Here is a 23,760-nt window from a genome sequence, read left to right on the forward strand (position 1 = left end):
ACCGAATGGCCGCCGTTCAGGAGACCATCGATACCGTCAGTCAGACGACGGACAATTACAAACACGGCTTCGTCACCGAAATCGAGATGGATCGTGCGCCCAGGGGGCTCTCCGAAGACACCGTCCGTTTCATCTCGGCCAAGAAAAATGAGCCGGAATGGCTGCTGGAATGGCGCCTGAAGGCCTATCGCCACTGGCTGACGATGACCGAGCCGACTTGGGCAAAGGTCGGCTATGCGCCGATCGACTACCAGGACAGCTACTACTACGCCGCACCGAAGTCCGACGCCGACCGGCCCAGGAGCCTCGACGAGGTCGATCCCAAGCTGCTGGAGACCTATGAGAAGCTCGGCATCCCGCTCAAGGAGCAGGAGGTTCTGGCGGGCGTGAAGAACGTCGCGATCGACGCCGTGTTCGACAGCGTCTCGGTCGCCACCACCTTCAAGGACCGGCTGGAGAAGGACGGAATCATCTTCTGCTCGATCTCGGAGGCGGTGCAGGAGCACCCCGAGATCGTGAAGAGGTACATGGGCACCGTGGTCCCCTACTCCGACAACTTCTATGCCACGCTGAACTCGGCGGTCTTCACCGACGGCTCCTTCTGTTACATCCCCAAGGGCGTCCGTTGCCCGATGGAGCTTTCGACCTACTTCCGGATCAACGCATCCGAAACCGGCCAGTTCGAGCGCACGCTTATCATTGCCGAAAAAGGCAGCTATGTGAGCTATCTCGAAGGCTGCACCGCGCCACAGCGCGACGAGAACCAGCTTCATGCCGCCGTGGTCGAGTTGGTCGCGCTCGATGACGCCGAGATCAAGTATTCCACGGTGCAGAACTGGTATCCGGGCGACGAAGAGGGCCGGGGCGGTATCTATAATTTCGTCACCAAACGCGGTGTTTGCGAAGACAGGGCCAGGATCTCTTGGACCCAGGTGGAGACCGGCTCGGCGATCACCTGGAAGTATCCGAGCTGCATCCTCAAGGGCGACGACAGCGTCGGCGAGTTCTACTCGGTGGCGATCACCAACAACCGCCAGCAGGCCGACACCGGCACGAAGATGCTGCATATCGGCAGGAACACGCGCAGCCGCGTCATCGCCAAGGGTATCTCGGCGGGCAAATCGCAGAGCACCTATCGCGGCCAGATCCGCATGAACGCCATGGCCTCGGGCGCGCGCAACTACACCCAGTGCGACAGCCTGCTGATCGGCGACGAGTGCGGCGCGCACACCGTGCCCTACATCGAATCGAAGAACCGCAGCGCGCGGGTCGAACACGAGGCGACGACCTCAAAGGTCTCCGACGATCAGCTCTTCTACTGCCGCCAGCGCGGCATCCCTGAGGAGGAGGCGCTGACCCTGATCGTGAACGGCTTCTGTCGCGAAGTGCTGCAGGAGCTGCCGATGGAGTTCGCCGTCGAAGCCCAGAAGCTGGTCGGCATCAGCCTCGAAGGCAGCGTTGGTTAAGGCAAAGCAGAAACAACAGGACACACCATGAGCATTCTTTCGATCAGGAACCTGCATGCCGAAGTCGACGGCAAGGCAATCCTCAAGGGCATCGACCTGGAGATGGGCGCGGGCGAGGTCCACGCCATTATGGGCCCGAACGGCTCCGGCAAGTCGACCCTTAGCTACGTGCTCTCGGGCCGAGACGGATACGAGGTCACCAGGGGCGAGGTGATCTACAAGGGTGAGAATCTGCTGGAGATGGAACCCGAGGAGCGCGCGCAGTCGGGCGTCTTCCTGGCCTTCCAGTATCCGGTCGAGATTCCCGGCGTGCCGACCGTGACCTTCCTGAAGCAGGCCATGAACTCGGTGCGCAGGGCACGCGGCGAGAAGGAACTCGACGCCTTCGAGTTCAAGAAGCTGATGGATGCGCGTCTGAAGGAACTCTCGATCGCCAACGACATGGTGCGCCGTGCGCTCAACTCCGGGTTCTCTGGCGGTGAGAAGAAGCGCATGGAAGTGCTCCAGATGGCGCTTCTGGAACCGACCCTGGCGGTGCTTGACGAGACCGACTCCGGCCTCGACATCGATGCGCTGAAGCTGGTCGCCGACGGCGTCAACGCACTGCGTTCGCCCGAACGTTCCATGCTGGTGATCACTCACTACCAGCGTCTGCTCGACTATATCGTGCCCGATCATGTCCACGTGCTGGCTCACGGCAAGATCGTGAAGAGCGGCGACAAATCGCTCGCGCTCGCGCTCGAGGAGAAGGGTTACGCCGACATCGTGGCGGCGGCGGCCTGACCATGAGCGACGCCGGCCTCCTCACCAACCACGACCCCGCCGCGCTTCCGGGTGCCGGCACGGCCTGGCTGGACGGCTTGCGCACCAACGGCGCGCGTCGTTTCGCGGGCCTGGGCCTGCCGACTCGCCGGGTCGAGGACTGGAAGTACACCGATTTGCGTGCACTGACCGCCGATGCCTTCGGCCCGTCGGTGACGCCGGATGGCGTGACCGTGGCCGATGGCGGGCTGGGCGAAACCCACCGCGCCGTCTTCGTGAACGGCCGCTTCGATGCCGCGCTGTCCGACCTCGGCGATCTGCCCGCTGGCGTAACGGCTGTCCCGCTGGCGCAGGCCATGACCGATCAACCGAAGCTGCTCGAATCCTGTCTCGGCCGGGTCGCGACCCTCGGGCGCAAGCATTTCGTGGCGCTCAACACGGCCTGGATGAGCGACGGTTTCGTGCTCGCGGTCAGCGAAGGCGTGGCGGTCGAGAAGACCATCGAACTCGTGTTCGTCGGCGTCCCCGGCGATTCCCGCGCCGCGTGGCATCCGCGCAATCTCTTCGTCCTGCAGCCCGGTGCCGCGGTGACCGTAGTCGAACGCCACATCGGCACCGGAACCTATCTGGCCAACACGGTGGCCGAAGTCGTCGTCGCCACCGATTCGCATTTCAACCACTACAAGATCCAGGACGAGGCCGCCGACGCCTTCCATGTCGCCACGGCCGAGGCCAGCGTCTCGGCCGGGGCGGTCTACGAGAGCTTCGTGCTGTCACTCGGCAGTGCAGTGGCACGCAGCCAGATCGCCGTCGAACTGCAGAACGAGGGGGCGTCCTGCCGCCTCAACGGAGCATATCTCGGGCGTGGCCGCCAGCAGCTCGACACAACCACTCTGATCGATCATGCCGCGCCGGGCTGCACCAGCAGCGAGGTCTACAAGGGCGTGCTGGACGACCGCTCAAAGGGTGTGTTCCAGGGCAGGATCGTGGTGCGCAAGGATGCGCAGCAGACCGATGGTCACCAGAGCAACAAGGCGCTTCTGCTGTCGGAACGCGCCGAGATCGACGCCAAGCCCGAACTGGAGATCTACGCCGACGACGTGCAGTGCAGCCACGGCGCAACCGTCGGCGAACTCAACGAGGACGCGCTGTTCTACCTGCGCGCTCGCGGCATTCCCTTTGAGGAAGCACGCGGACTGCTGATTGACGCCTTCGTCGAAGGTGCGATCGAGGAGATCAGCCACGTCGGCGTGCGTGACGCCTTCCGTGACGTGGCCGCGGCCTGGCGCGACGGAGAGGCAGCGTGAACGCCGCTTTGGCACAGCCGGCGGCAAGCAATGCCGCGCTCGACGTGGCGAAGATACGCGAGGACTTTCCGATTCTCGGCCGCGAGGTCTACGGCAAGCCGCTGGTCTACCTCGATAGCGCCGCGAGTGCCCAGAAGCCGCGGCAGGTGATTGATGCGGAATCGGCGGTCTATCGCGAGGAATACGCCAACGTACACCGCGGCGTTCACCATCTCTCACAGGTCGCCACCGATCATTTCGAAGCCACGCGGACGCGGATCCAGCATTTCCTGAACGCCGTGAGCGCGGACGAGATCGTCTTCGTGCGGGGTGGCACCGAGGGTGTGAACCTGGTGGCCCGGACCTGGGGCCGAACGGCGCTCCGGGAAGGCGACGAGATCCTGATCTCAACGCTGGAGCACCACGCCAACATCGTGCCCTGGCACCTGCTGGCCGAGGAGAAGGGCCTGGTCGTGAAGGGCATCCCGATCCACGACGACGGCCAGATCGACATGGAGGCCTACGGCGGCCTGCTGACCGAACGCACCAGGCTGGTCGCCATCACCCAGATGTCGAACGCACTCGGCGTGATTCCCCCGGTCGAAGAGATGATCCGCCTGGCCCATGACGCCGGCGCACGGGTCATGCTCGATGGCTGTCAGGCCGTCAGCCACAGAACCGTCGACGTACAGGCGCTCGATTGTGACTTCTATGTCTTCTCCGGCCACAAGATATACGGGCCCACGGGCATCGGTGCGCTCTACGGCAAGGCCGAACTGCTGGAGGCCATGCCCCCCTGGCAGGGTGGCGGTGAGATGATCGCACGCGTCAGTCTGGAGCGCTCGACCTTCAGGAAACCACCCCACCGCTTCGAGGCAGGCACACCCGCCATCGCCCAGACCATCGCGCTCAAGACGGCGCTGGACTACGTCACGGATCTCGGTCTCGACCGCATCGCCGAACACGAGGCCATGCTGCTGAGCCATGCCACTGAACGCCTGCAGGCGATGGGGGGCATCACGATCTACGGCACACATCCGAGCAAGGCCTCAATCCTGTCGTTCTCGATGGACGATGTGCATCCCCACGACATCGGCACGATCGTCGATCGTGAGGGCGTGGCCGTGCGTGTGGGGCACCACTGTGCACAGCCCGTCATGAAGCGTTATGATGTGGCAGCAACCGTGCGCGCCTCCTTCGGGCTCTACAACACGCTTGAAGAGGTCGATGCGCTGGTGGCGTCCCTTGAAAAGATCAGCGAGCTGTTCGGCTGATGGACGAGTTGCGCGAACTCTATCAGGAAGTGATCCTGGATCACGGCAAGAACCCCAGGAACTTCGGACCTCTTGAGGATTGCACCTGCCAGGCCGATGGCGACAACCCGCTATGCGGCGACCAGATCACGGTCTACCTGAAGCTTGGCCACAGCGGCCTTGTCGACGACATTGCGTTCGAAGGGCGCGGCTGTGCAATCTCCATGGCATCGGCCTCGATGATGACCGAGATGGTCCAGGGCAAGAGCGAAGCCGAGGCACGCGCGCTGTTCGACACCTTCCACAGGCTGGTGACCGGCAAGGAAGACGAGATCGACGATCCTGACGATCTCGACAAGCTGGTTGTGTTGGCAGGTGTGCGCGAGTTCCCCATGCGGATCAAATGCGCCACGCTGCCGTGGCATACGATGACGGCGGCCATGGACGGCCGCGATTCGGCAACGACAGAGTAAAGCGATGGACGAAACACCCGCCGCGGCCCAGGCACACGAGAGCTGGCATCCCGACGAAGATATCGATCCCCGCAGCATCCCCCAGGAAGAGGGCGAACCGCTGATAGGCGATATCGTGGATGCGATTCGCACCGTGTTCGATCCCGAGATTCCCGTGAACATCTACGATCTCGGCCTGATTTATGCGATCGACTCGCGCAAGGACGGCAGCGTGAAGGTCGAGATGACGTTGACGGCACCGGGCTGTCCGGTGGCCGAGGACATTCCGGTCTGGGTGCGCGATGCTGTTGCAAAGGTGGACGGCACCACCGATATCGGTGTCGAGATCGTCTGGGATCCGCCGTGGGATCCATCCATGATGAGCGATTATGCCAAGATCGAACTGGGCATGTATTAGGTGCAGGTGTGTTCAAATCGAGACGTGAACCGAGCGGAACAGGAAGATGTTAGGCAACCCTGACAAGCAGCTTTTGACCCTGACCGACGCCGCGGCTGACCGCGTGAAGTCGCTGATGCACCTGAACGACAAGGCGATCGGGCTGAAAGTCGGCGTCAAGATGGCCGGCTGCAGCGGCTTTTCCTACACCATGGATTACGCCGAGGAAGAAAGCGGGAAGGAAGACGTGATCGAGGATAAGGGTGTCAAACTCCTGATCGATCCTGCCGCCGCGATGTTCCTGCTCGGCACGGAGCTCGACTGGCACGAGGACAAGCTGGAAAGCCGGTTCGTCTTCAACAACCCGAATGTCAAGGGCATGTGCGGCTGCGGAGAGTCGTTCACCGTCTGACCTGCTTCCGGAGACCGCCGCCTTGCGTCAAGCCCGTCTCGTATCGCTCTCGGCCGTCCTCTCGATCGTCCTGCTGTCCGGCCCCGCACACGCCCAGCATGCGCTGAGCGACGGGGACAATGTGCTCTATCGACAGGCCTTCGCCGCGGCCTATGCCGACCGGTGGTCCGAGGTCGCCAGCCTCGCGCAACAGGCCCGGGACCACACGCTCGCCAAGGTCCTGCGTTGGATGGAGCTCAAGGACACGAACCGGCACAACGACTTCGTCTCGCTGGCCCGGTTCCTGATCCAAAATCCGGAGTGGCCGTCGCAGATCACGCTGCGCAAGCGGGCCGAAGAAGCCATACCCGACGAACTGGCCGCCCGCGACGTGGTGACGTTCTTCGATCTCTACCCGCCCCAGACCGACGACGGCATGCAGCGCTACATCGCTGCACTCATCTCCCTGAACCGGGACAATGATGCACGCGACGAGATCAACCGCGCCTGGGCTGGCCGGGACTTCGCCCTGGCGAAGGAAGAGGACTTCCTCAGCGACCACGGCGTTCTGCTGACGGCAGACCAGCACTGGCAGAGGATCGACCGGCTGATCTGGGAAGGCAAGACCACCGCGGCGCGGCGCATCCTTCATCTCGTCGACAACGACCGGCAGCTTCTGGCCAAGGCCCGTATCGCGTTGCGCGGCAACGCCGCCGGTGTCGATGCCGCGATCAACGCCGTGCCGGCCCATCTTCAGGACAATCCCGGCCTGATCTACGAACGGATTCGCTGGCGCAGAGCGCATGGCCGTCTTGCCGGCACGCTCGCGCTGCTCATGGTTGCCCCCGGCGACCTCCCCTATCCGGATCTCTGGGCGGCGCAAAGGCTCGATTTGGCCGAGATGTTCATGGACGACGGCGAATACCTCGCCGCCTACCGGGTGCTCGCAGGACATTACGAGCAGAGCGGCGCCCTGCACTACAAGGTCGACTGGCTGGCTGGCTGGCTGGCGCTACGCAAGCTGAACGACCCCGCGGCTGCGCTCGACCACTTCACGACCTTCCACGGCCAGGTCAACTTCCCGATCAGCAAGGCTCGCGGGGCCTATTGGGCCGGTCGCGCCGCCGAGGAGATCGGCGACCCTGGGCTGGCGGCCGTCTGGTACGACCTGGCTGCCGGGAACGGGCAGACATTCTACGGCCAGCTCGGTGCCGACAAGATCGGGGTAGCGCCACGCCTGCCCGATCCCCCCAACATCTCGGAGGCCGAAATCCAGGCCTTTGCCGATGACGAGCTGACCACGGTGGTGCGCCAGCTTCACGAGATCGGTGAGGAAAACCTGGTTCGCATCTTTCTGTTGCGGATGACCGACGCAACCTCATCGGGCCCGAGACATCGACTGATCGGGCAGCTCGCATTGGTCCTGAACCGGCCTGATCTCACCGTGATGGTTGCCAAACGCGCCGTCAAGGCCGGCACCGTCCTCGTGACGGCGGGTTACCCTGTGATCGCGCTTCCGGCCGGCACCGATGTCGACCCGGCGCTCGCCCTGTCGATCATCCGCCAGGAAAGCGTCTTCAACCCCGGCGCCATCTCACCCGCCGGCGCACACGGCCTGATGCAGCTCATGCTGCCGACCGCACGCGAGATCGCGGGTGAACTCGGGGTTTCGACCTCGGCCAACAAGCTGCTCTCGGATCCGCAGCACAACATGCTCCTGGGCATGACCTACATCGACAAGATGCTCGACCGGAACGACGGCTCGTTCGTGAAGGCCATTGCCGCCTACAACGCCGGCCCCGGGCGCGTTCGCCAATGGGTTGCCGAACGCGGCGATCCCCATGCGCCAGGCATTGATATTGTCGACTGGATCGAGGAAATCCCTTTCTCCGAGACGCAGAACTACGTGCAGCGCGTGATCGAGGGCATGCGGGTCTACCGCATGCTGAGCGGCACCCAGGTGCCGGACTCCAGGCGGGCCTGCATCTCGGGCTGCTGACGCCCCCTGCCGTTTCGAGGTCCCATGAGCAACGCCGACACCGCACCCGGTCTCAACGTGAACGACAGCACGCCGCTCGATCTTCTGGCGTCCCGTCGCTCGGTCCTGGCCGCCCGGTTGATCGCGCCCGGTCCGTCGTGCGACGAACTCGACCGCATGCTCGAGATCGCGGTTCGTGTGCCCGATCACGGCTGTCTCACCCCGTGGTGCCTCCAGGTGCTGAGCCCGGTCGCCCAGGCCGAACTGGGCGAGCTCTTCGTTGATGAGTTCCGCAAGGCCGAGCCGGATGCCAATGCCGAACGGCTCGAGTTGGAACGCATCCGGCCGCAGCGCTCGCCGGTGCTGGTCGTGGTCAGCAGCCGGACGACCGCCGATAGGGATGGCGTGCCTCCCGTGGAGCAGCTCCTGTCCTGCGGCAATGTCTGCTTCAACCTGCTCAATGCCGCGACAGCCATGGGCTATGGCGCACAGTGGGTCAGCAACTGGTGCGCCTACAACGAGCGCATCAAGTCCGCGCTCGGGATTCCGACCGACGAGCACCTGGTCGGTTATATCCACATCGGCACGCCGAAGAACGCGCCGAGCGAGCGGCAACGCCCCGAGATAGCCGACGTCGTCCATCGAGTCGCAAGCCTGTCCCAGCTTGCATAGGTGTGCTGTGGGGCCGAACCGGTCCCACACGGGCACTGGAAGACAACTACCTTACACCGCCGGCACCTTCACCGCCGGCACCTTACGGCGCTCTGTGGCCAGATCATGTCTGGCGCCGGTCTCGACGCCTCCTCCCGGCGGTCACTCGCCTCGCCTCGGGCCATGGGCTCAAGGCGAGGCGAGGCCTCAAGACAGCAGAAACAGGGCCGTATCAAAGGTCCAACCACACAAGTGCGAAAGGTCACTGACCCCCATTCATGGTGGCGTCCATGGTGGCGTCATCTTTCTTCGCCCCGTAGGCAGCGACAACGCCATTGTTCCTGACATCGATATTCAACCTCACGACGGTACCGCTGACTTCTTCATGATTGTCCCCACCAAAGGCACCATTGATACTTATTGCCCGCGACGCGAGGTCAATCGTACCCCAGGTTCCCTCGGGGGTGACAGGCGCCGCAACCACGATCTCGGGTATAGTGTGTTCGTCGTTGTCAACATTGACGATGTTGTCGAACGTCGCGTCAATCTGACCTTCCATAGCATCGAAGGTCAGTTTCGCATCGCCCACAAGGCGGTCGCCGTAAAAGGCAGGGGCAGTCGAGGCACCGACCATCACGCCGGTCCATGTCGCGGTCGCGGCAGGGCGCGTGCCGGTCTCGCCGCCATTGGCGATGGCAAGAATGCTCTCGGCCTCTACGCTGCTCGTAACGCCGTTCCTGTATTCTGGTTCAATGCCTATCGCCACGGCGAACGCACGGTGGTCCATCCAGGAGCCGTAAAGCCGGTGATCCGGGCCTACATAGCCATTAACGGTTTCCAAAAGTGTGATACCGTTCTCGGTCGTCAGCAACGCCTGTCCAGCGGCCGCGTTTTCCGGATCCAAGTCGCCAAGGTTAATTTCTGCTGCCGGTGCAGCAATACTTACCACCCCACGGTTAGTTATGAAACCGAGCACGTTGCAGGTGCCTTTATCGTTGCACTTACCTAATAAGAAATCCCTTCCATCTAAGGATTGGTCGCCATCGGTTAGCAGGTAGGATAAACTCGAACTCAGACGTCCGTCCGAACTGCTGAAGCTTGCGAAATCCTCCGCGCGTTTGCGCTGCGTCTCATAGGTTTCCGTCGGCTCCGTCGCTCCTTCCAGCGCAGCCTGAAAACTTCCGATACCCTCCTCGCTGGTCAGATCAGCGGCGGGCGGGGGCGGATTCAGCGGCGGATTGCTGCCGCTATGACTACAGGCCGAAAGTGCACCGACCAGCACGAGTGCCGATACAGATTTCAACAGAGGGTTCATCGTTCCGTTACTCCGTTTTCCGTTACTTCGTTTGTAGATGGGACAGATTCACAGCACCTATCCCGGATCAAGTCAACACTCTATCACCCGGCTGCCGAAAACGGACAGCAAGGTCTGTGTCAGCGCCACCATGTTGCCCTTGGCGTCAACGACGGTGAGGTGCGACGTGGACCGTCGCGTCACGATAACGGCCGGTCCTGGCCGCGACGATGCGCGCCTCGCAGGCCGCGAGATCGTCCGCCGTAACCCTGGCACCGACGGCGGCCATATCCGCCGCGACCGTCTGTGCCAGATCGCCGCGGTAGAGGTCCCGCGGTCCGGCATCCCGCAGGCGCTCGAGCGTTGCGATCTGCCAGGTTTCCGTCAGCTGTACACTCAAGACACCCTCCTCGTCCGGATTGCTGTAAAACCGACTCCAGGTCGGCTAGTCTGGGGCCTCACCCGTATGACAGGAGTGCAACCGTGACCCATCCCCTGTTCGCCGACGACATGAAGCTGACGCCCTATTGGTGGGACGACGCACCACGGCCGACGATCGACAACCGGCCGCTGCCCGAGACGGCCGATGTTGCGATCGTCGGCGCCGGCTATACGGGCCTCAATGCCGCGCGGGTTCTGGCCCGCGCCGGGCGCAGCGTCGTTGTCCTCGAGGCCGAGGACGCAGCCTGGGGATGCAGCGCGCGGAACGGCGGCCAGATCAGCTCCGGCGTGAAGCCCGGTGTCAGCGACCTCGAGAGTCAGTTCGGCCGTGAAGGTGGCCGCGCCGTCCTTCAAGAGGGTCTGAACAGCCTCAACTTCACCGTGGATCTCGTGAAGCAGGAGAAGATCGACTGCGACCTGAAGCAGAATGGCCGCTTCATCGGCGCCCATCGGCCCAATCGATACGATTCGATGGCCGAGAACTTCGAGACCCTCAACAAGGTCGTCCCGTTCGAGTGGCACATGGTGCCCAGGAACGACATGCACCGCGAGCTCGGCACCGAAGCGTATCACGGCGGCGCCGTCCTGCCGCACCACGCGGTTCTCCACCCTGCCAAGTTCGCAAACGGTCTGACCGTTCTCGCGCTCAGGGCCGGCGCCCGGATCGAGACGCATACGCCGGTTCTTGGCCTCGATCCGGCCAAGGGCGGCACATCGGTCGTGACGACGCGCGGCAAGGTTCTGGCGCGCGACGTGATCGTGGCGACCAATGGCTACACGAGCCGGCTGACACCCGGTCTGCGCCGCCGCGTGATCCCGATCGGCAGCTACATCATCACCACCGAGCCTGTCGCCCCCGACGTCATGAAGAAGATCATGCCGCAGCAGCGAGCGCTCTCGGACTCGCGCAAGATGATCTACTACTACCGCTCCTCCCCCGATCACACGCGTATTGTCTTCGGCGGGCGCGTCGCGCTCAAGGAGACCGACCCCGAGGTCAACGCACCGCGGCTGCACAAGGTCATGACCGGGATCTTCCCCGAGCTTGCCGAGACCAGGATCAGCCACAGCTGGATGGGCTTCGTTGCCTATACCTTCGACCACCTGCCCCACATCGGGCGGCGCGATGGCGTCTGGTTCTCCATGGGCTATTGCGGGTCCGGTGTCGCCTGGGCGAGCTACATGGGCCACAAACTGGCCCACAAGGTTCTGGGCAACCCGGAAGGCGCGACCGCGTTCGACAATGCCAGGTTCCCGACCCGTCCGTTCTATACGGGTGATCCCTGGTTCCTCGGTGCGGCCGTGGCCTGCTACCGCGCCATGGACAAGTGGGGGAACTAGGAGTCGAGCGGTGCCAGCGTTTCGACGTGCTCGCGGGCGATGGTGTGGATCAGGCGAAGTCCTATACGCTCGGAATCGTGGGCGTGGCGCAGCCAGAGTCCGTACATCAGCGCAATCAGAGTATGGGCGGCGTGATCGACCTGGTCCGGGGCCATGACATCGGCGAGCACCGGCTGAAGCAAGTCGAACAGCGCACGGTCGAACGCCCTGTGAATGCGCGCGAACCCGTCATGCTCAGGCACTTGAGCATAAAAGCTGAGCCACGCACTGATCGCTTCGGGTGAACGCTGGCCGGGGGCGAAGTTCCCGGCGGTGAAGCCGATCAGCTTGTCCCGCGCCGTCGTGCCGGCAGCCATGCCAGACTCGATATCGGAGAGCGTCTGGTCGACCAGCATCTGCATGGTTGCTTCCAGAAGGTCGGTCTTGCCGTCGAAATAGTGGTTGACCAACCCGACCGAGAGGCCCGCGCGGCGGCTGATCCGCGCCACCGTCGCGTCCTGGAACCCGTCCTGATGGATCGACGCGATGGTCGCATCGATCAGCTGCTGCCGACGGACCGGCTCTATACCGAGTTTCGGCATGGAACCCGATCAGGCAGCCAGGCCGAGGTCGCGCTTCTTCCTGACTGCCCAGGCCTGGATGATGCGGTCGGCGATCATCGCCATCAGAGCCATCGAACCGCCGGCGATCACACCCTGTCCGAAACGCGCGTTGGTGAGGGCGTCATAGACCCACTGGCCCAGCCCCCTGGTGCCCACGAGTGCGGCGATCACCAGCATGGCCAGCGCAAACATCACGACCTGGTTCAGGCCCAGCATGATCTCCGGAATGGCGAGCGGCAGCTTGACCTTCCACAGCACCTGTCGCTCCGTGCAGCCCATCATCTGCGCCGCTTCGACCGCGACGGGATCGACCTGGCGCAGGCCGTGTTCGGTGTAACGGATGGCCGGCACGATCGCGTACATGATGATCGCGAGCAGCGCCGAGAAGTCGCCGACCAGGAACACCATGATGACGGGGATGAGGAAGACGAAGAGCGGCATCGTCTGCAGCGTATCGTTGATCGGCCTCAGGATCGCCGAGACACGGTCGTTCTGCGCCGCCCAGATGCCGATCGAACAACCGATCGCGAAGCACAGCAGCACCGACGTCGCGGTCAGGTAGAACGACAGCATGGCTCGCGACCAGGCTCCTGTGGTCAGCATGAACAGCATGCCGCAGAAGGCGAACAGCGCGACCTTCCAGCCGCCGACCTGACAAGCGATCAGCGTGACCGCGGCGATGAACACCGGCCAGGGCGTACCGCTCGAACCGTAGTAGAACAGAGTTGAGATCAGCCCGACGATGACACCGGCGCGCCAGCCCTGCCAGCGCATCATCGCGGCACCGATTGCCACCACGATCCCGAGGTAGATGAGCGACGCCATGGTCGTCATGTCGAAGCCCCAGGTCGACGGGCGTGCGATCGTTTCAAGACCCCGGTTCATCGGCAGCATGAAGTAGAACAGCGTCCACGTCTTGATGGCGTCGGTGACGTCGAAGAAGTTTACCGTGATCCAGGCGACGAAGTCGTTCAGCGTCTCGGCGGGGTAGAAGATCCAGGTCTCGGGATACTCCTCGAACGCCGGGAAGATCGCAGCAAGGATCAGGCCGATACCCGTCGCCATGACCATGGCCGTCATATACGGGTGCCGCTGCAGAACGTTGCCGCCGCGCGAAAGATGAATATCGCCGGTGCGCTCTGCGAAGCCGCGGCTGATGCGGTCCATCATCATCGCCAGCAACACGATCACCAGGCCGGCAAGCAGGCTCTGGCCGGTCTGGGCCTTGCGCATGGTCGAGAGCACCTCCCAGCCGATGTCGGCGAAGCCGCCGATAATGGCTGCGATTATGACCATGGAAAGAGCGGCCATGATGGTCTGGTTCACACCGATCATGATGGTGTGCGTCGCCGCGGGGATACGCACGAGGAACAGAAGCTGGAAGCCGTTGCAACCCGACATCTGGCCACTTTCGATGACGTTGTCGGGAACACGCCCGAGTCCCAGCATCACGTTTCTGACCATCGGGGGGCTGGCGTAAATCGCAGAGGCCACCATGCCGACGACGGGGCCAATGCCGAACAGGATGAGGATCGGCACGAGATAGGCGAACGTCGGCACCGTCTGCATGACATCGAGCATGGGTTCGATGATCCGGCGCGCCCCGCGGAACTGGAACCCGAGGAGGCCGAGGGTGAGACCCAAAGCCAGGGACAGCGGAACCGACATGCCGACCAGCGCAAGCGTTGACATACTCTCGTCCCAATAGCCCACGATCACCATGTAGAGCATGGCCGCGACACAGAAGGCCGCGAGACGCCAACCTTTCGCGGCGTACGCGATGACGGCAACGATACCGATCGTCGCAGGCCAGGGCAGCCAGTGCAGGACTTCGAGCAGGCCCTCCATGGGGTATTCGAGGATGTCGGATATGAAGCGGAAAATCGGCTTGAAGTGCAGCGTGAACCTGTCCATCGCCGCTTCGAGCAGATCGCTGATAGCCAGGAACTCTCCCCCGATCGTCAGGCCGAACAACCACTCGTCGGGATAGTTGACGAGCCAGTCCTTCTGATTGAACAGAAAGCCCTCGACATCACGATAGTACAGGCAGAGGGCGGCAAAGCCGGCGAAGATCAGCCAACTGATCAGTTGCGGCGAGACCCGTTCGGTGAACGCACCGCTGAACGGCGACCGGGCCCGGTCCCGGGTCGCAACAGTCATGAAGCGGCTCCCTCGTCGGTTTCGGTGGCAAGCACCGAGAGAACAGCCTGGGGCGTAACCTGGCCAATCACGTTACCGCCATCGTTCTTCACGGCGATCGCGTTGAGGCCCTCGCCGAAGCGCGGCATGAGATGCTCCAGCGTCATGCCCGGCTCAACGGCCCCGGCGGCCCCGGCGGCCTCAAGCCCGTTCTCGGCAGGCCCCATGATGTCGCCGGCCGTGATCACCTTCACGCGCGGGACGTCCTGGGTGAACTCCTCGACGTAGTCGTCGGCCGGTTGCATGACGACCTCGGCCGGCGTGCCGATCTGCACGATCTGACCGTCCTTCATGATGGCGATGCGGTCGGCGAGCCGGAGCGCCTCAAGGAAGTCATGGGTGATGAAGACGATGGTCTTGTGCAGCATCTGCTGCAGCCGCATGAACTCATCCTGCATCTGCCGTCGAATCAGGGGATCGAGCGCGGAGAACGGTTCATCCAGGAACCACAGCTCCGGCTCCACCGCGAGGCTGCGCGCGATACCGACGCGCTGCTGCTGGCCACCGGAAAGCTGCCGCGGGTAGCTGGTCTCGCGGCCCGACAGCCCGACCAGCTCGATCATCTCCATCGCGCGCTCCACTCGGGTGTGCTTGTCGACACCCTGGACCTGGAGCGGAAAGGCGACGTTCTCGACCACGGAAAGATGCGGCAGCAGTCCGAAGTTCTGGAACACCATGCCCATCTTGTGCCGCCGGATGTCGATCAGCTGTTCCTTGCTGACGCGCAACAGGTCCTTACCATCAAGGATGACCTCGCCGGCGGTCGGTTCGACCAGACGCGACAGGCAGCGGACGATCGTGGACTTGCCCGAACCCGACAGGCCCATGATGATAAAAATCTCGCCCACGTGAACGTCGAAGCTGACATCGCAGGCCGCCCCGATGTGGCCGCTCTCGCGGACCTTCGCGACCAGAGCCCGGGGATCGGGCACATTGCCGTCACCATTCGAAAAAAAGCTGTCAGCATCGGGCCCATAGACCTTCCAGACATGTCGACAGGTCACCTTCACGTCGCGCTCAGACGCCTCTGCCATCTCCACCTCACCTGGACCGTCGCTCTTCGGCGTTTCGGCCCAGTCCTTCATGTTCCCGGTTGCTGCCTCCAAGGCGCGAACATGACAGACTAGTCTCGCGCGCCCCTCACCGTCCACTACCCCGCAAGAGCCTCGAGGAGTGACGCGAATGGCCCGGAACCTGCCTTGTTTCCAGAAAACGGGTGACAGACGTCACGCTTGCCGTTCCTGCGTCGATTTGCCCCGGTGACGGCGGTCTCGCCTCCGTGATCGCTGCTGTCGATTCCGTAACATGGGTCTTACATGCTCCCTTGAGCGCGGATCATGTGAAATTGAGGTTTGAGAGGTCCTTGCGCCGGCACATGGGAGCGGAACGGGAATCCGCGCTGTGGGAGAGGGTCGTGACCGAGGTGTTCCTGAGCGGCGATGGAGAAGTCGAACGAAGCCATGCAGGAGGTTGCCGCCTGCATCGGCCGCATCGTCACCGATGAGCGGACCGAGGCGCTCGTTCTGATCCCCACCAACGTCGACCGTTTCCTGATGCGCGCCTGTAGCGTGGAGGCGCTCACACAGGTGATGGGACCGGTGAACGACTCGGACGAGATCAAGCCGTCCATCTCCAACGACCCCAGCGGCGACCCCAGCGGCTGAACGACAAGCTTCAGTTCATTCCAGAAAAAGTCGATATTTCAATTGCAACTCACTCGCACTCGCGTTTACGATGCCGCCATCACCAGAGACGAAGGGGTCATCATGCGATTGAGAGTCCTTGCGGCAGCAGCGGTCGCTGCCGGGTTTCACACGACAACGGCGCAGGCAGGAGATGTCGGGGACGTCCTTGCAACTTACACCGACATTGCACACGCGGCCTACGAAGACTCCCTGATCCGCGCCCGGGAGCTCGACGTCGCGATCGACACCCTGATCGCCGCGCCGACCGACGCCAACATGGCACGCGCCCGGGAAGCGTGGGTCCATGCGCGCGTGCCCTATCAGCAGACCGAAGCCTATCGCTTCGGCAATGCCATGGTCGACGACTGGGAGGGCCTTGTGAACGCCTGGCCGCTCGACGAAGGCCTGATCGACTACGTCGACGGCGGCTACGGCGACAGCTCGGACGCCAACATGTTCCATGCCGCCAACGTGATCGCCAATCCGACGCTTCAGATCGGTGGCGTCGAGGTCGATGCGTCAACGATCGACGCCGACCTGCTGGATTCCCTGCATGAGATCGACGGGGTCGAGGCCAACGTGTCGCGCGGCTATCACGCTATCGAGTTCCTCCTGTGGGGACAGGATCTCAACGGTACCGATGCAGGCGCCGGCAATCGCGCGGCCACCGATTACGACACCAGGAACTGTACCAACGGCAACTGCGACCGGCGTGCCGCCTACCTGAAAGCGGCCAGCGATCTCCTGGTGTCCGATCTGGAGGATGCCGTCGCCATGTGGGCCAATGATGGCGATGCGCGCGCCAATGTCATGGACGCCGGCGATGAGGGTGGCCTCGCCATCATCCTCACCGGCATGGGCAGCCTGAGCTACGGCGAGCTCGCGGGCGAGCGCATGCAGCTCGGCCTCCTGCTCCATGATCCCGAGGAAGAGCACGACTGCTTCAGCGACAACACCCATTGGTCGCACTACTACGACATCGTCAGCATTCAGAACGTCTACCTTGGCACCTACACCCGGATCGATGGCAGCGTCGTGTCGGGCACCGGCGTCTCCGACCTCGTGGCCGAGGCCGATGCCGAGGTCGATGCGGCCATGCGCGGCGCATTGAACAGGAGCCTGGCGCGTGCCATGAGCATGGTGACGGTCGCCGAAGCCGGCAAGAGCTACGACCAGATGCTGGCCGAGGGTGACGAACACGGAAACCGCGTGATCAGGGACGTGATCGACGCACTCAAGGAGCAGACCACCCAGATCGAGGTCGTCGTTGCGACCCTGGGCCTCGGGTCTCTGGACGTCGAAGGTTCCGACAGTCTCGACGACCCGAATGCCGTCTTCCGGTAATCCCGTGGTCATACGGCAAGCAGCAGGAGCCGTCGTGCTCCTGCTGCTTGCTGTTGTGCCTGCCCCGTTCGCGGCGCCGCGTGCCGACGACGCGGCGATCATCGCGCCGACAACCGAATTCTCATCGGCCGAACGCTATGAGACCAATCAGGGCGGCGCCGGAACCTTTCACGGCACCCTGAACGACGACGCCTTCTCACGTCCGGCGACCAACATGTCGTTCGAGGATCGCCTGAACTTCATGGTCGGCAACGGCTTCTTCAAGCGCCTCTGGGTGACAGCGCCCTCGTCGACCGCGTCGAGCGACGGGCTCGGTCCGCTCTACAATGCACGCGCCTGCCAGCGCTGCCACATCAAGGATGGCCGTGGGCATCCCCCGCTCGGCAACTGGCCCGACGACAACGCCATCTCCATGTTCCTGCGCCTCAGCGTGCCGCCCGCAACGCCTGAGGAGGAGGCTCTCCTGGCGGAGCATCGCCAGAACGTCATTCCGGATCCGGTCTATGGCAGCCAGCTTCAGGACTTCGCGATCCCCGGACTGGATGCCGAGGGGCGGATGGTCATCGAATACGAGGAGTTCGACGTCACGCTCGACGACGGGACGGTCGTGAGCCTGCGCCAGCCGAGCTACAGCATTGCGAAGCCGGGCTACGGTCCGGTCTCCGAAGACATCATGATGTCGCCACGTGTGGCCCCTCAGATGATCGGGCTCGGCCTTCTCGAAGCCATCGCTGTCGACGACATTCTGGCCCACGCGGATCCCGACGACACCGATGGCGATGGCATCTCCGGTCGCGCCAACATTGTCTGGAGCGAGGCGCTCGGCGAACCCGCCATAGGCCGGTTCGGCTGGAAGGCCGGCGAGCCGTTCCTCGATCAGCAGAACGCCCACGCCTTCACGGCCGACGTCGGGCTCGCCACACCGGTCTCTCCCTTTCTCTGGGGCGACTGCACGCCCGGCCAGAAAGCCTGCATCAACGCGCCGCACGGCGCCGATGAAGACGGCCTCGAAGCTACGGCCGGGATCATGGAGAAGATCCTCTTCTACACGCGCAATCTCGCCGTACCGGGGCGCCGTGATGTCGACAAACCCATGGTGCTGGAAGGCAAGCGCCTGTTCTACGAGGCAGGCTGTATCGGCTGCCACATACCGAAGTTCATCACGCCGGTCATTGACGGTCAGCCCGAACAGTCGCGCCAGCTCATCTGGCCCTACACTGATCTCCTGCTTCACGACATGGGCGAGGGTCTCGCCGACGGGCGTCCCGAAGGTCTCGCAAGCGGGACGGAATGGCGCACGCCGCCGCTCTGGGGCATCGGACTGACAGAGACCGTGGTCAGCCACACATACTTTCTGCACGACGGCCGCGCGAGGAACCTGACCGAAGCCATCCTGTGGCACGGCGGCGAGGCGCAGGGCTCGCGTGACCATTTCGCAGCGATGTCGGCAGAGGAACGCGACAGCCTGATCGCCCTCCTGGAGTCGCTCTAGAGCGTTTTCATCTTGCGTTGGATCATAAGAAGGGATTCCCATTCGTTCCACCACATGATTCTGTACCCGCAAGTGACACGGGCGGCAGATATGGCGCATTGTTACGGACTGGACCTTCGCCGCCGGGGCGTTCAAGACCAATATCGAAGACTTCGAGGCGGTCGAAGCCGTCCACGAGGGCCACAAGTCGCCTGCCATGACGGGCGCCCGGTTCAACGGCCTCCGGGAAGGTGGCGTGCACCATTTCCAGAAGCTGGTGGCCGACCACATGACGGCCTGAGGCCACAGCACTCTCCGGGGGGGGGACGCATGACGATCAACAACGATGTCTTCATCACCTGCGCGCTGACCGGTGCGGGCGACACGACCGACAGGAGCCCCCATGTTCCGGTGACGCCCGAACAGATCGCCGATTCGGCCATCAAGGCGGCCAGGGCCGGCGCCGCGATAGCCCATATCCACGTGCGCGATATCGAGACCGGTCAGGGCAACCGTGATCGCGACAACTTCCGCGAGGTCGTCACCCGCATCCGCGACAGCGACACCGACGTCATCATCAATCTGACCACGGGCATGGGCGGCGACTATGTCCCCGACCCCGACGATCCCGGCCGGGCCGCCGAGGGTTGCGACATGGCGAGCCCGGAAGACCGTGTCCTCCACATCGAAGAGCTCCTGCCCGAGATTTGCAGCCTCGATGTTGCCACCATGAACTTCACCCATGGCGCCTTCATGAACGTCCCGGCCCATCTCCGGGTCATGGCCGACAGGATCAAGGCCGCGGGCGTGAAGCCGGAACTCGAGTGTTTCGACCTCGGCCATGTCCGGCTGGCCACCCAGCTCATCGCCGAGGGCCACATCAGGGAACCGCCGCTCTTCCAGCTGTGCCTCGGCGTGCCCTGGGGCGCGCCCTCCGATCCCGAGACGCTGCTTGCGATGCGCAACATGCTGCCCGAGAACGCCCACTGGTCGGCCTTCGGAATCAGCCGCATGCAGATTCCCATGGCGGCCCAGGCCGTGATCGCCGGAGGCAATGTGCGTGTGGGCCTGGAGGACAACCTCTATCTCGACCGTGGCGTGCTGGCAACCAACGAACAGCTCGTTGAACGGGCCGTCGGCGTCGTCGAGCGCCTCGGCTGCAACGTGATGAGCCCCGCAGAGACCCGCCAGAAGCTGGGCCTCAGCAAACAGCACTGATGCGCATTGCCGACACATGGTTTGCTGTCCGGTCCTGCACCGACGGCGTGACCATGCTGTGGGAGCCGCTATCATGCATGGCGGGCTGTTGCGATGACGAGACCCATCGCTTCTTCGTCTGCAGGATGGTCGCGCCCGATCGCGACAAGGCCCTGTTCTGCCAGCGGCTCTGTCGTTCCGTCGGTGTCCGGGGCGTGGTCGAGGACGGCACGTCGTTCGGCGTTTCGACCCTCTGTCCGGCTGCTGCGATCCGCGACAACAGTCTTGAGAACGAGGTCATGATCGCCACCGAACACGAACCCGCCAAGGCGACCTGCGGGACCGGCTCGCCGTCGCGGAAGGCCCATTCGCCGCGCACGGGCAATTCAGACGGCAGGAAACCACGGACGATGGAGTAGCCGTCTTCGTGGCGTTGTTCGACGTGTTTCACGATCCGTCTTCCATCGCCAGCCTGTGGTGTGACATCCGATCGTAGGCCGGACGGCAGGCCTCGGCGATCTCTCGCTGTGCGTCGGTCAGCGTTGTCCGAGGCGAAGACCACGGGCGAAAGCCGGTGGACGTCTCGACGCTGGCATACCAGTGCCCGGCCCAGACCCCGTCGCTCTCACGCCGTCCGGCGGGCCAGGCCAGCATCGCCGCGTCGAACGGCACATCGAGCGCGGCGCACAATGCCGAGAGCGCCCTTGCGGGGTTCTTCAGGACATCGGATGCCGCGATCACAGGCGGTGTCGACCCGGTGCGATCGACGACCTCGTCAAAGATCCCGGCCTGAAGGTCGTACCCCAGATCGACCGGCGTCACGCCCTTCCGCTTCCGGGCATAGGACGCGACGACTTCGTCCGGATTGCGGATCAGGAACGCGTGGCGGTGGGTGCCGAACCAGTCGCGCCCGATCTCCGGCACCATGTGGTGGGCCATGTGTTTCTGGAACCAGATGGCCGCACCATCCGGCGCATCGCCACTGATCGCCCGGGCGACCGCGCACCAGTCGTTCGGCTGGGATGCCATGACCTCAGCCGCCATGGGGTGGTCGATCCCCGTGATCGAGAGATAGGCGGCGTAGAACGGTTCGTCGCTCACCATCGTGTCGGGCCGGTTCTCCCAGGCCCGCATCATCGCGGTCGAGATGTTGCGCGGGCCCGACCACATGGCGATGCGAACCGTCACGGCGCCGGACACACCCGTTCGACGAGATCGGCATAGAGGCCCTGGAGTGTGCGGACCACGGGACCCGGCGGCGTGCCGTCGCCGATCATGCGCCCGTCAATCTCCGAAACCGGCGTCACACCGGCGAAGGTGCCGGTGATGAAGGCCTCATCGGCGTCGTAGACCTCGGTCAGGCTGAAATCCTTCTCCAGCGCGAGAACACCCGCCTCGCGCGCGACCCGCAGGATGTTGCCGCGCGTGATGCCGTGCAGGCAGTAGCGTCCGGTCGAGGTCCAGACCTCACCACCGCGCACGATGAAGAAGTGGGTGGAGTTGCAGGTCGCGACGAAGCCGTGGGGATCGAGCATCAGCGCTTCGTCCGCGCCGGCCTTGGCGGCCTGGATGCAGGCGGTAATGCAGTTGAGCCTGGAATGGCTGTTGATCACTGGATCCTGCACGTCGGGCGCACCCCGGCGGACATGCACGGTGAAGAGCCGCACGCCGTCCTTGCGTTCCGACGGCTTCTTGTGTTCGGGGATGATCACGACCGTCGGCACGCCAATGTTGACCCTGGGATCCTGATAGGGCGTCGCCTTCATGCCGCGGGTCACCATGAGCCGCACGTGAACACCCGACTCCATGCCGTTCGCCTCGACCGTGCGCTGGAGTTCGGCGGCCATGGCGTCTTGTGTCATACCGAGGTCGAGGTCGATCGCCCTGGCACCCTGCCACAGACGTCCGAGGTGCTGGTCGAGGAAGGCAAAGCGACCGTTGTGGAGGCGCAGGCCCTCCCATACGCCGTCACCGAGGATGAAGCCGGAGTCGAAGACACTGACGACAGCCTTGTTGCGCGGCACCAGCTCGCCATTCACCGAGATCAGCACATCCGCGTTGCGCGGGTCGTCGACGTAGTGGTGCGTACCCTGCTGTCCGGCCATCCGCCTTGCGCTCCCGTGTCCCGGCCGGGACACTCTCAGGAATAGCCACGCTACTCAAGGTGAGGCATGGCCGACAATCCCTTCGAATGTTTGAACGCCTCTTCCGTCCAGTCGCATCCACCGGCCTGCGCACCGGCCTGACCGGTCAGCATCGGCGTTGCCAGCATGGTGCCCGCGATCCCGTGCCGTCATTCTCTCGTCTTCTCAACCATGTCGATCCAGAGGGTTCGGCGGATTGACGTTCGTGCGCACCGCCATAGCCCGAACGTCAGAGCCCAATTCCGATACATGTTCGATACATGCTAGAGATAAGCGGAATCGGCGCGTGCGCTGCTATCCCATGGTCGGAGCGTGGGCGCGTTCATGTCATTCCGGCCAGAACTCACAGGGCGCAGAGCCGGGACTTCGACAGGCATGTGCTCCTGTCCCGAGGTCCCGGATAACCGCGTCGCAGTTTCCGGGATGACACAAGGGAGGACTTCGTCGTGATCGATCTCGCCCGCCACGTTCACGTCACATCGCTCTTCGAGGACATCGCGAAGATCGAGGACAAGCTGACGCCCAACGAACTCGAGATGGTCCGGCACCTGAAGGAGAAATATGAGGATCCGGGCCACAGCGACTTCGACGATGCCCATGTGCTCGACGTCATTCTGCGCAACGTGGAGATCCGCAAGGGCTTCGATATCGATGCCCGAAAGCACACGCCTCGCGCGATCGGTATGGAGCGGAAGAAGGGCAAGAGCATATCCCGTTCAGATTGAATCCATCTGAACGGGTGGAGTGGTCCTGATCGGTCAGCAAACGCCAGGCCGTCTCCGGCAGGCCCGGAAGATCGGCTGCCGAGACGGATCGCCGACATGGCAAGGCGTTCAGCCGCCCTTGAGCGGCGGCATCAGGGCCAGATTGTCGCCGTCGGTCAGCTCGACCCGGGTCCGCTGGGCCGTGGGCAGGGCCTTGCCGTTCAGCGTCACCAGATAGCTGCCTTCGGGGAAACCCAGACGGTCCATCACGCTCCTGGGCGTGGAGCCTTCGGGCACCTCGATCTCCGCGCGGTTTTTCTCCGGACCCCCAGGCAGATGTTTGCCCAGGAGCCCGGCGGTCCTCACAAGGATTTTCATTCGGTGATTTTCATGCGGTGATCTTCATGCGGTGATCTTCATGCGGCGCGGCGGCTCGCGTCCTGCGCACAGGCGAGATAGGCCGACATGAACTGATGGGGATCCTTCATCAGCACATCCTTCCATTCGCCCAGCGGCGTTCTGGTCTGGATCAGGCCGCGCAGCACGCCGACGTGCTGCGTGACGCCGAGCGCCAGAACACCGACCAACAGGTCGTCCTTGAAGCTGAGGCGCAGATACTTCGACCGCTCCGCATCGACCAGGACCGACTCGTCACCGCCCTCGGCACCGTCCCACAGGCCATAGGATGTCGAGATGAGGCCG

General features: G+C 63.6%; 26 protein-coding genes. 17 read left to right on the forward strand and 9 right to left on the reverse strand.

The window, feature by feature from the left end; translation table 11 throughout:
* The first annotated feature begins 5 nt into the window (after positions 1 to 5).
* Genes sufB through GDA49_00315 form a run of 9 tightly spaced genes read left to right on the forward strand, consistent with a single transcriptional unit; the run spans position 6 to position 8,657 of the window.
* Entirely contained in the window at positions 6 to 1,466 is a 1,461-nt protein-coding gene (sufB, locus tag GDA49_00275) for a Fe-S cluster assembly protein SufB (protein MBC6438860.1), read from the forward strand.
* Between the two features lie 33 nt (positions 1,467 to 1,499).
* Entirely contained in the window at positions 1,500 to 2,249 is a 750-nt protein-coding gene (gene sufC, locus GDA49_00280; protein ID MBC6438861.1) for a Fe-S cluster assembly ATPase SufC, read from the forward strand.
* A gap of 2 nt (positions 2,250 to 2,251) precedes the next feature.
* Complete coding sequence (gene sufD, locus GDA49_00285) at positions 2,252 to 3,535, forward strand: Fe-S cluster assembly protein SufD (protein ID MBC6438862.1); 1,284 nt, start codon at positions 2,252 to 2,254, stop codon at positions 3,533 to 3,535.
* Positions 3,536 to 3,543: 8 nt separating this feature from the next.
* Positions 3,544 to 4,788, forward strand: coding sequence for a cysteine desulfurase (locus tag GDA49_00290; protein ID MBC6438863.1), 1,245 nt, complete (start codon positions 3,544 to 3,546; stop codon positions 4,786 to 4,788).
* Complete coding sequence (locus GDA49_00295) at positions 4,788 to 5,240, forward strand: SUF system NifU family Fe-S cluster assembly protein (protein ID MBC6438864.1); 453 nt, start codon at positions 4,788 to 4,790, stop codon at positions 5,238 to 5,240. The genes GDA49_00290 and GDA49_00295 overlap by 1 nt, the downstream gene beginning before the upstream one ends.
* A gap of 4 nt (positions 5,241 to 5,244) precedes the next feature.
* Entirely contained in the window at positions 5,245 to 5,637 is a 393-nt protein-coding gene (locus tag GDA49_00300) for a DUF59 domain-containing protein (protein MBC6438865.1), read from the forward strand.
* Between the two features lie 46 nt (positions 5,638 to 5,683).
* A complete protein-coding gene (locus GDA49_00305) occupies positions 5,684 to 6,028 on the forward strand; it encodes an iron-sulfur cluster assembly accessory protein (protein ID MBC6438866.1) in 345 nt (114 codons plus the stop codon).
* 22 nt (positions 6,029 to 6,050) lie between these two features.
* Positions 6,051 to 8,006, forward strand: a complete 1,956-nt coding sequence (locus GDA49_00310; protein ID MBC6438867.1) for a lytic transglycosylase domain-containing protein — start codon at positions 6,051 to 6,053, stop codon at positions 8,004 to 8,006.
* Between the two features lie 24 nt (positions 8,007 to 8,030).
* Positions 8,031 to 8,657 (forward strand): nitroreductase, encoded by a 627-nt coding sequence (locus GDA49_00315; GenBank protein ID MBC6438868.1) that lies wholly within the window; start codon positions 8,031 to 8,033, stop codon positions 8,655 to 8,657.
* A gap of 241 nt (positions 8,658 to 8,898) precedes the next feature.
* Here GDA49_00315 and GDA49_00320 read toward each other — a convergent pair whose 3' ends face one another.
* A complete protein-coding gene (locus GDA49_00320) occupies positions 8,899 to 9,951 on the reverse strand; it encodes a hypothetical protein (GenBank protein ID MBC6438869.1) in 1,053 nt (350 codons plus the stop codon).
* A gap of 72 nt (positions 9,952 to 10,023) precedes the next feature.
* On the reverse strand, positions 10,024 to 10,206 hold the full coding sequence (locus GDA49_00325; protein ID MBC6438870.1) for a gamma-glutamyltransferase: 183 nt from the start codon (positions 10,204 to 10,206) through the stop codon (positions 10,024 to 10,026).
* A gap of 234 nt (positions 10,207 to 10,440) precedes the next feature.
* Between GDA49_00325 and GDA49_00330 the strand changes: the two genes are divergently transcribed.
* Positions 10,441 to 11,712, forward strand: coding sequence for an FAD-binding oxidoreductase (locus GDA49_00330; GenBank protein ID MBC6438871.1), 1,272 nt, complete (start codon positions 10,441 to 10,443; stop codon positions 11,710 to 11,712).
* Here the strand turns inward: GDA49_00330 and betI are convergent.
* The 3 genes from betI to GDA49_00345 are packed head-to-tail and all read right to left on the reverse strand — an operon-like array spanning position 11,709 to position 15,547.
* Positions 11,709 to 12,293 (reverse strand): transcriptional regulator BetI, encoded by a 585-nt coding sequence (betI, locus tag GDA49_00335; protein MBC6438872.1) that lies wholly within the window; start codon positions 12,291 to 12,293, stop codon positions 11,709 to 11,711. The genes GDA49_00330 and betI overlap by 4 nt on opposite strands.
* A gap of 9 nt (positions 12,294 to 12,302) precedes the next feature.
* Positions 12,303 to 14,474 carry an ABC transporter permease subunit gene (locus tag GDA49_00340; protein MBC6438873.1) on the reverse strand — a complete coding sequence of 724 codons (2,172 nt, stop codon included), beginning with the start codon at positions 14,472 to 14,474 and terminating at the stop codon, positions 12,303 to 12,305.
* Positions 14,471 to 15,547 (reverse strand): betaine/proline/choline family ABC transporter ATP-binding protein, encoded by a 1,077-nt coding sequence (locus GDA49_00345; GenBank protein MBC6438874.1) that lies wholly within the window; start codon positions 15,545 to 15,547, stop codon positions 14,471 to 14,473. Before GDA49_00345 ends, GDA49_00340 begins: the two co-directional genes overlap by 4 nt.
* Positions 15,548 to 15,952: 405 nt before the next feature.
* On the opposite strand from GDA49_00345, the gene GDA49_00350 reads away from it, so the two are divergent.
* The 6 genes from GDA49_00350 to GDA49_00375 all read left to right on the forward strand — a co-directional run bounded on the left by GDA49_00350 (position 15,953) and on the right by GDA49_00375 (position 20,629).
* Complete coding sequence (locus GDA49_00350; protein ID MBC6438875.1) at positions 15,953 to 16,177, forward strand: DUF2927 domain-containing protein; 225 nt, start codon at positions 15,953 to 15,955, stop codon at positions 16,175 to 16,177.
* A 102-nt stretch (positions 16,178 to 16,279) separates the two neighbouring features.
* The gene (locus tag GDA49_00355) at positions 16,280 to 17,542 is read left to right on the forward strand and encodes a peptidase (protein MBC6438876.1); all 1,263 of its coding nucleotides are present in this window, start codon (positions 16,280 to 16,282) and stop codon (positions 17,540 to 17,542) included.
* Positions 17,526 to 19,034 carry a c-type cytochrome gene (locus GDA49_00360; GenBank protein ID MBC6438877.1) on the forward strand — a complete coding sequence of 503 codons (1,509 nt, stop codon included), beginning with the start codon at positions 17,526 to 17,528 and terminating at the stop codon, positions 19,032 to 19,034. Before GDA49_00355 ends, GDA49_00360 begins: the two co-directional genes overlap by 17 nt.
* A gap of 88 nt (positions 19,035 to 19,122) precedes the next feature.
* Positions 19,123 to 19,314: a hypothetical protein gene (locus tag GDA49_00365; protein MBC6438878.1), complete on the forward strand. Its 192-nt coding sequence runs from the start codon at positions 19,123 to 19,125 to the stop codon at positions 19,312 to 19,314.
* Between the two features lie 35 nt (positions 19,315 to 19,349).
* Positions 19,350 to 20,231: a 3-keto-5-aminohexanoate cleavage protein gene (locus GDA49_00370; GenBank protein MBC6438879.1), complete on the forward strand. Its 882-nt coding sequence runs from the start codon at positions 19,350 to 19,352 to the stop codon at positions 20,229 to 20,231.
* Entirely contained in the window at positions 20,231 to 20,629 is a 399-nt protein-coding gene (locus tag GDA49_00375) for a hypothetical protein (GenBank protein MBC6438880.1), read from the forward strand. The genes GDA49_00370 and GDA49_00375 overlap by 1 nt, the downstream gene beginning before the upstream one ends.
* Positions 20,630 to 20,657: 28 nt before the next feature.
* Here the strand turns inward: GDA49_00375 and GDA49_00380 are convergent, their stop codons facing one another.
* Both GDA49_00380 and GDA49_00385 read right to left on the reverse strand, forming a co-directional pair.
* Entirely contained in the window at positions 20,658 to 21,398 is a 741-nt protein-coding gene (locus GDA49_00380) for an HAD family hydrolase (protein ID MBC6438881.1), read from the reverse strand.
* Positions 21,395 to 22,315: an aminotransferase class IV gene (locus GDA49_00385; GenBank protein ID MBC6438882.1), complete on the reverse strand. Its 921-nt coding sequence runs from the start codon at positions 22,313 to 22,315 to the stop codon at positions 21,395 to 21,397. Before GDA49_00385 ends, GDA49_00380 begins: the two co-directional genes overlap by 4 nt.
* A gap of 485 nt (positions 22,316 to 22,800) precedes the next feature.
* Here GDA49_00385 and GDA49_00390 point away from each other — a divergent pair, with 485 nt between their 5' ends.
* On the forward strand, positions 22,801 to 23,079 hold the full coding sequence (locus GDA49_00390; GenBank protein MBC6438883.1) for a hypothetical protein: 279 nt from the start codon (positions 22,801 to 22,803) through the stop codon (positions 23,077 to 23,079).
* A gap of 108 nt (positions 23,080 to 23,187) precedes the next feature.
* Here GDA49_00390 and GDA49_00395 read toward each other — a convergent pair whose 3' ends face one another.
* Together GDA49_00395 and GDA49_00400 are read right to left on the reverse strand one after the other, a co-directional pair.
* Entirely contained in the window at positions 23,188 to 23,436 is a 249-nt protein-coding gene (locus GDA49_00395) for a MoaD/ThiS family protein (GenBank protein ID MBC6438884.1), read from the reverse strand.
* Positions 23,437 to 23,474: 38 nt separating this feature from the next.
* On the reverse strand, positions 23,475 to 23,760 hold a 286-nt coding region (locus GDA49_00400; GenBank protein MBC6438885.1), incomplete at its 5' end, for an NAD(P)/FAD-dependent oxidoreductase.

The organism is Rhodospirillales bacterium, assembly GCA_014323865.1.
GTDB lineage: Bacteria > Pseudomonadota > Alphaproteobacteria > SP197 > SP197 > SP197.

Bases quoted from the DNA above. Each gene is read 5' to 3' on its own strand.
- sufB (MBC6438860.1), top strand. From the start codon at position 6: ATGGCCGCCGTTCAGGAGACCATCGATACCGTCAGTCAGACGACGGAC.
- sufD (MBC6438862.1), top strand. From the start codon at position 2,252: ATGAGCGACGCCGGCCTCCTCACCAACCACGACCCCGCCGCGCTTCCG.
- GDA49_00295 (MBC6438864.1), top strand. From the start codon at position 4,788: ATGGACGAGTTGCGCGAACTCTATCAGGAAGTGATCCTGGATCACGGC.
- GDA49_00300 (MBC6438865.1), top strand. From the start codon at position 5,245: ATGGACGAAACACCCGCCGCGGCCCAGGCACACGAGAGCTGGCATCCC.
- GDA49_00305 (MBC6438866.1), top strand. From the start codon at position 5,684: ATGTTAGGCAACCCTGACAAGCAGCTTTTGACCCTGACCGACGCCGCG.
- GDA49_00315 (MBC6438868.1), top strand. From the start codon at position 8,031: ATGAGCAACGCCGACACCGCACCCGGTCTCAACGTGAACGACAGCACG.
- GDA49_00320 (MBC6438869.1), bottom strand. From the start codon at position 9,951: ATGAACCCTCTGTTGAAATCTGTATCGGCACTCGTGCTGGTCGGTGCA.
- GDA49_00330 (MBC6438871.1), top strand. From the start codon at position 10,441: ATGAAGCTGACGCCCTATTGGTGGGACGACGCACCACGGCCGACGATC.
- betI (MBC6438872.1), bottom strand. From the start codon at position 12,293: ATGCCGAAACTCGGTATAGAGCCGGTCCGTCGGCAGCAGCTGATCGAT.
- GDA49_00340 (MBC6438873.1), bottom strand. From the start codon at position 14,474: ATGACTGTTGCGACCCGGGACCGGGCCCGGTCGCCGTTCAGCGGTGCG.
- GDA49_00345 (MBC6438874.1), bottom strand. From the start codon at position 15,547: ATGGCAGAGGCGTCTGAGCGCGACGTGAAGGTGACCTGTCGACATGTC.
- GDA49_00350 (MBC6438875.1), top strand. From the start codon at position 15,953: ATGGAGAAGTCGAACGAAGCCATGCAGGAGGTTGCCGCCTGCATCGGC.
- GDA49_00355 (MBC6438876.1), top strand. From the start codon at position 16,280: ATGCGATTGAGAGTCCTTGCGGCAGCAGCGGTCGCTGCCGGGTTTCAC.
- GDA49_00360 (MBC6438877.1), top strand. From the start codon at position 17,526: ATGCCGTCTTCCGGTAATCCCGTGGTCATACGGCAAGCAGCAGGAGCC.
- GDA49_00375 (MBC6438880.1), top strand. From the start codon at position 20,231: ATGCGCATTGCCGACACATGGTTTGCTGTCCGGTCCTGCACCGACGGC.
- GDA49_00385 (MBC6438882.1), bottom strand. From the start codon at position 22,315: ATGGCCGGACAGCAGGGTACGCACCACTACGTCGACGACCCGCGCAAC.
- GDA49_00395 (MBC6438884.1), bottom strand. From the start codon at position 23,436: ATGAAAATCCTTGTGAGGACCGCCGGGCTCCTGGGCAAACATCTGCCT.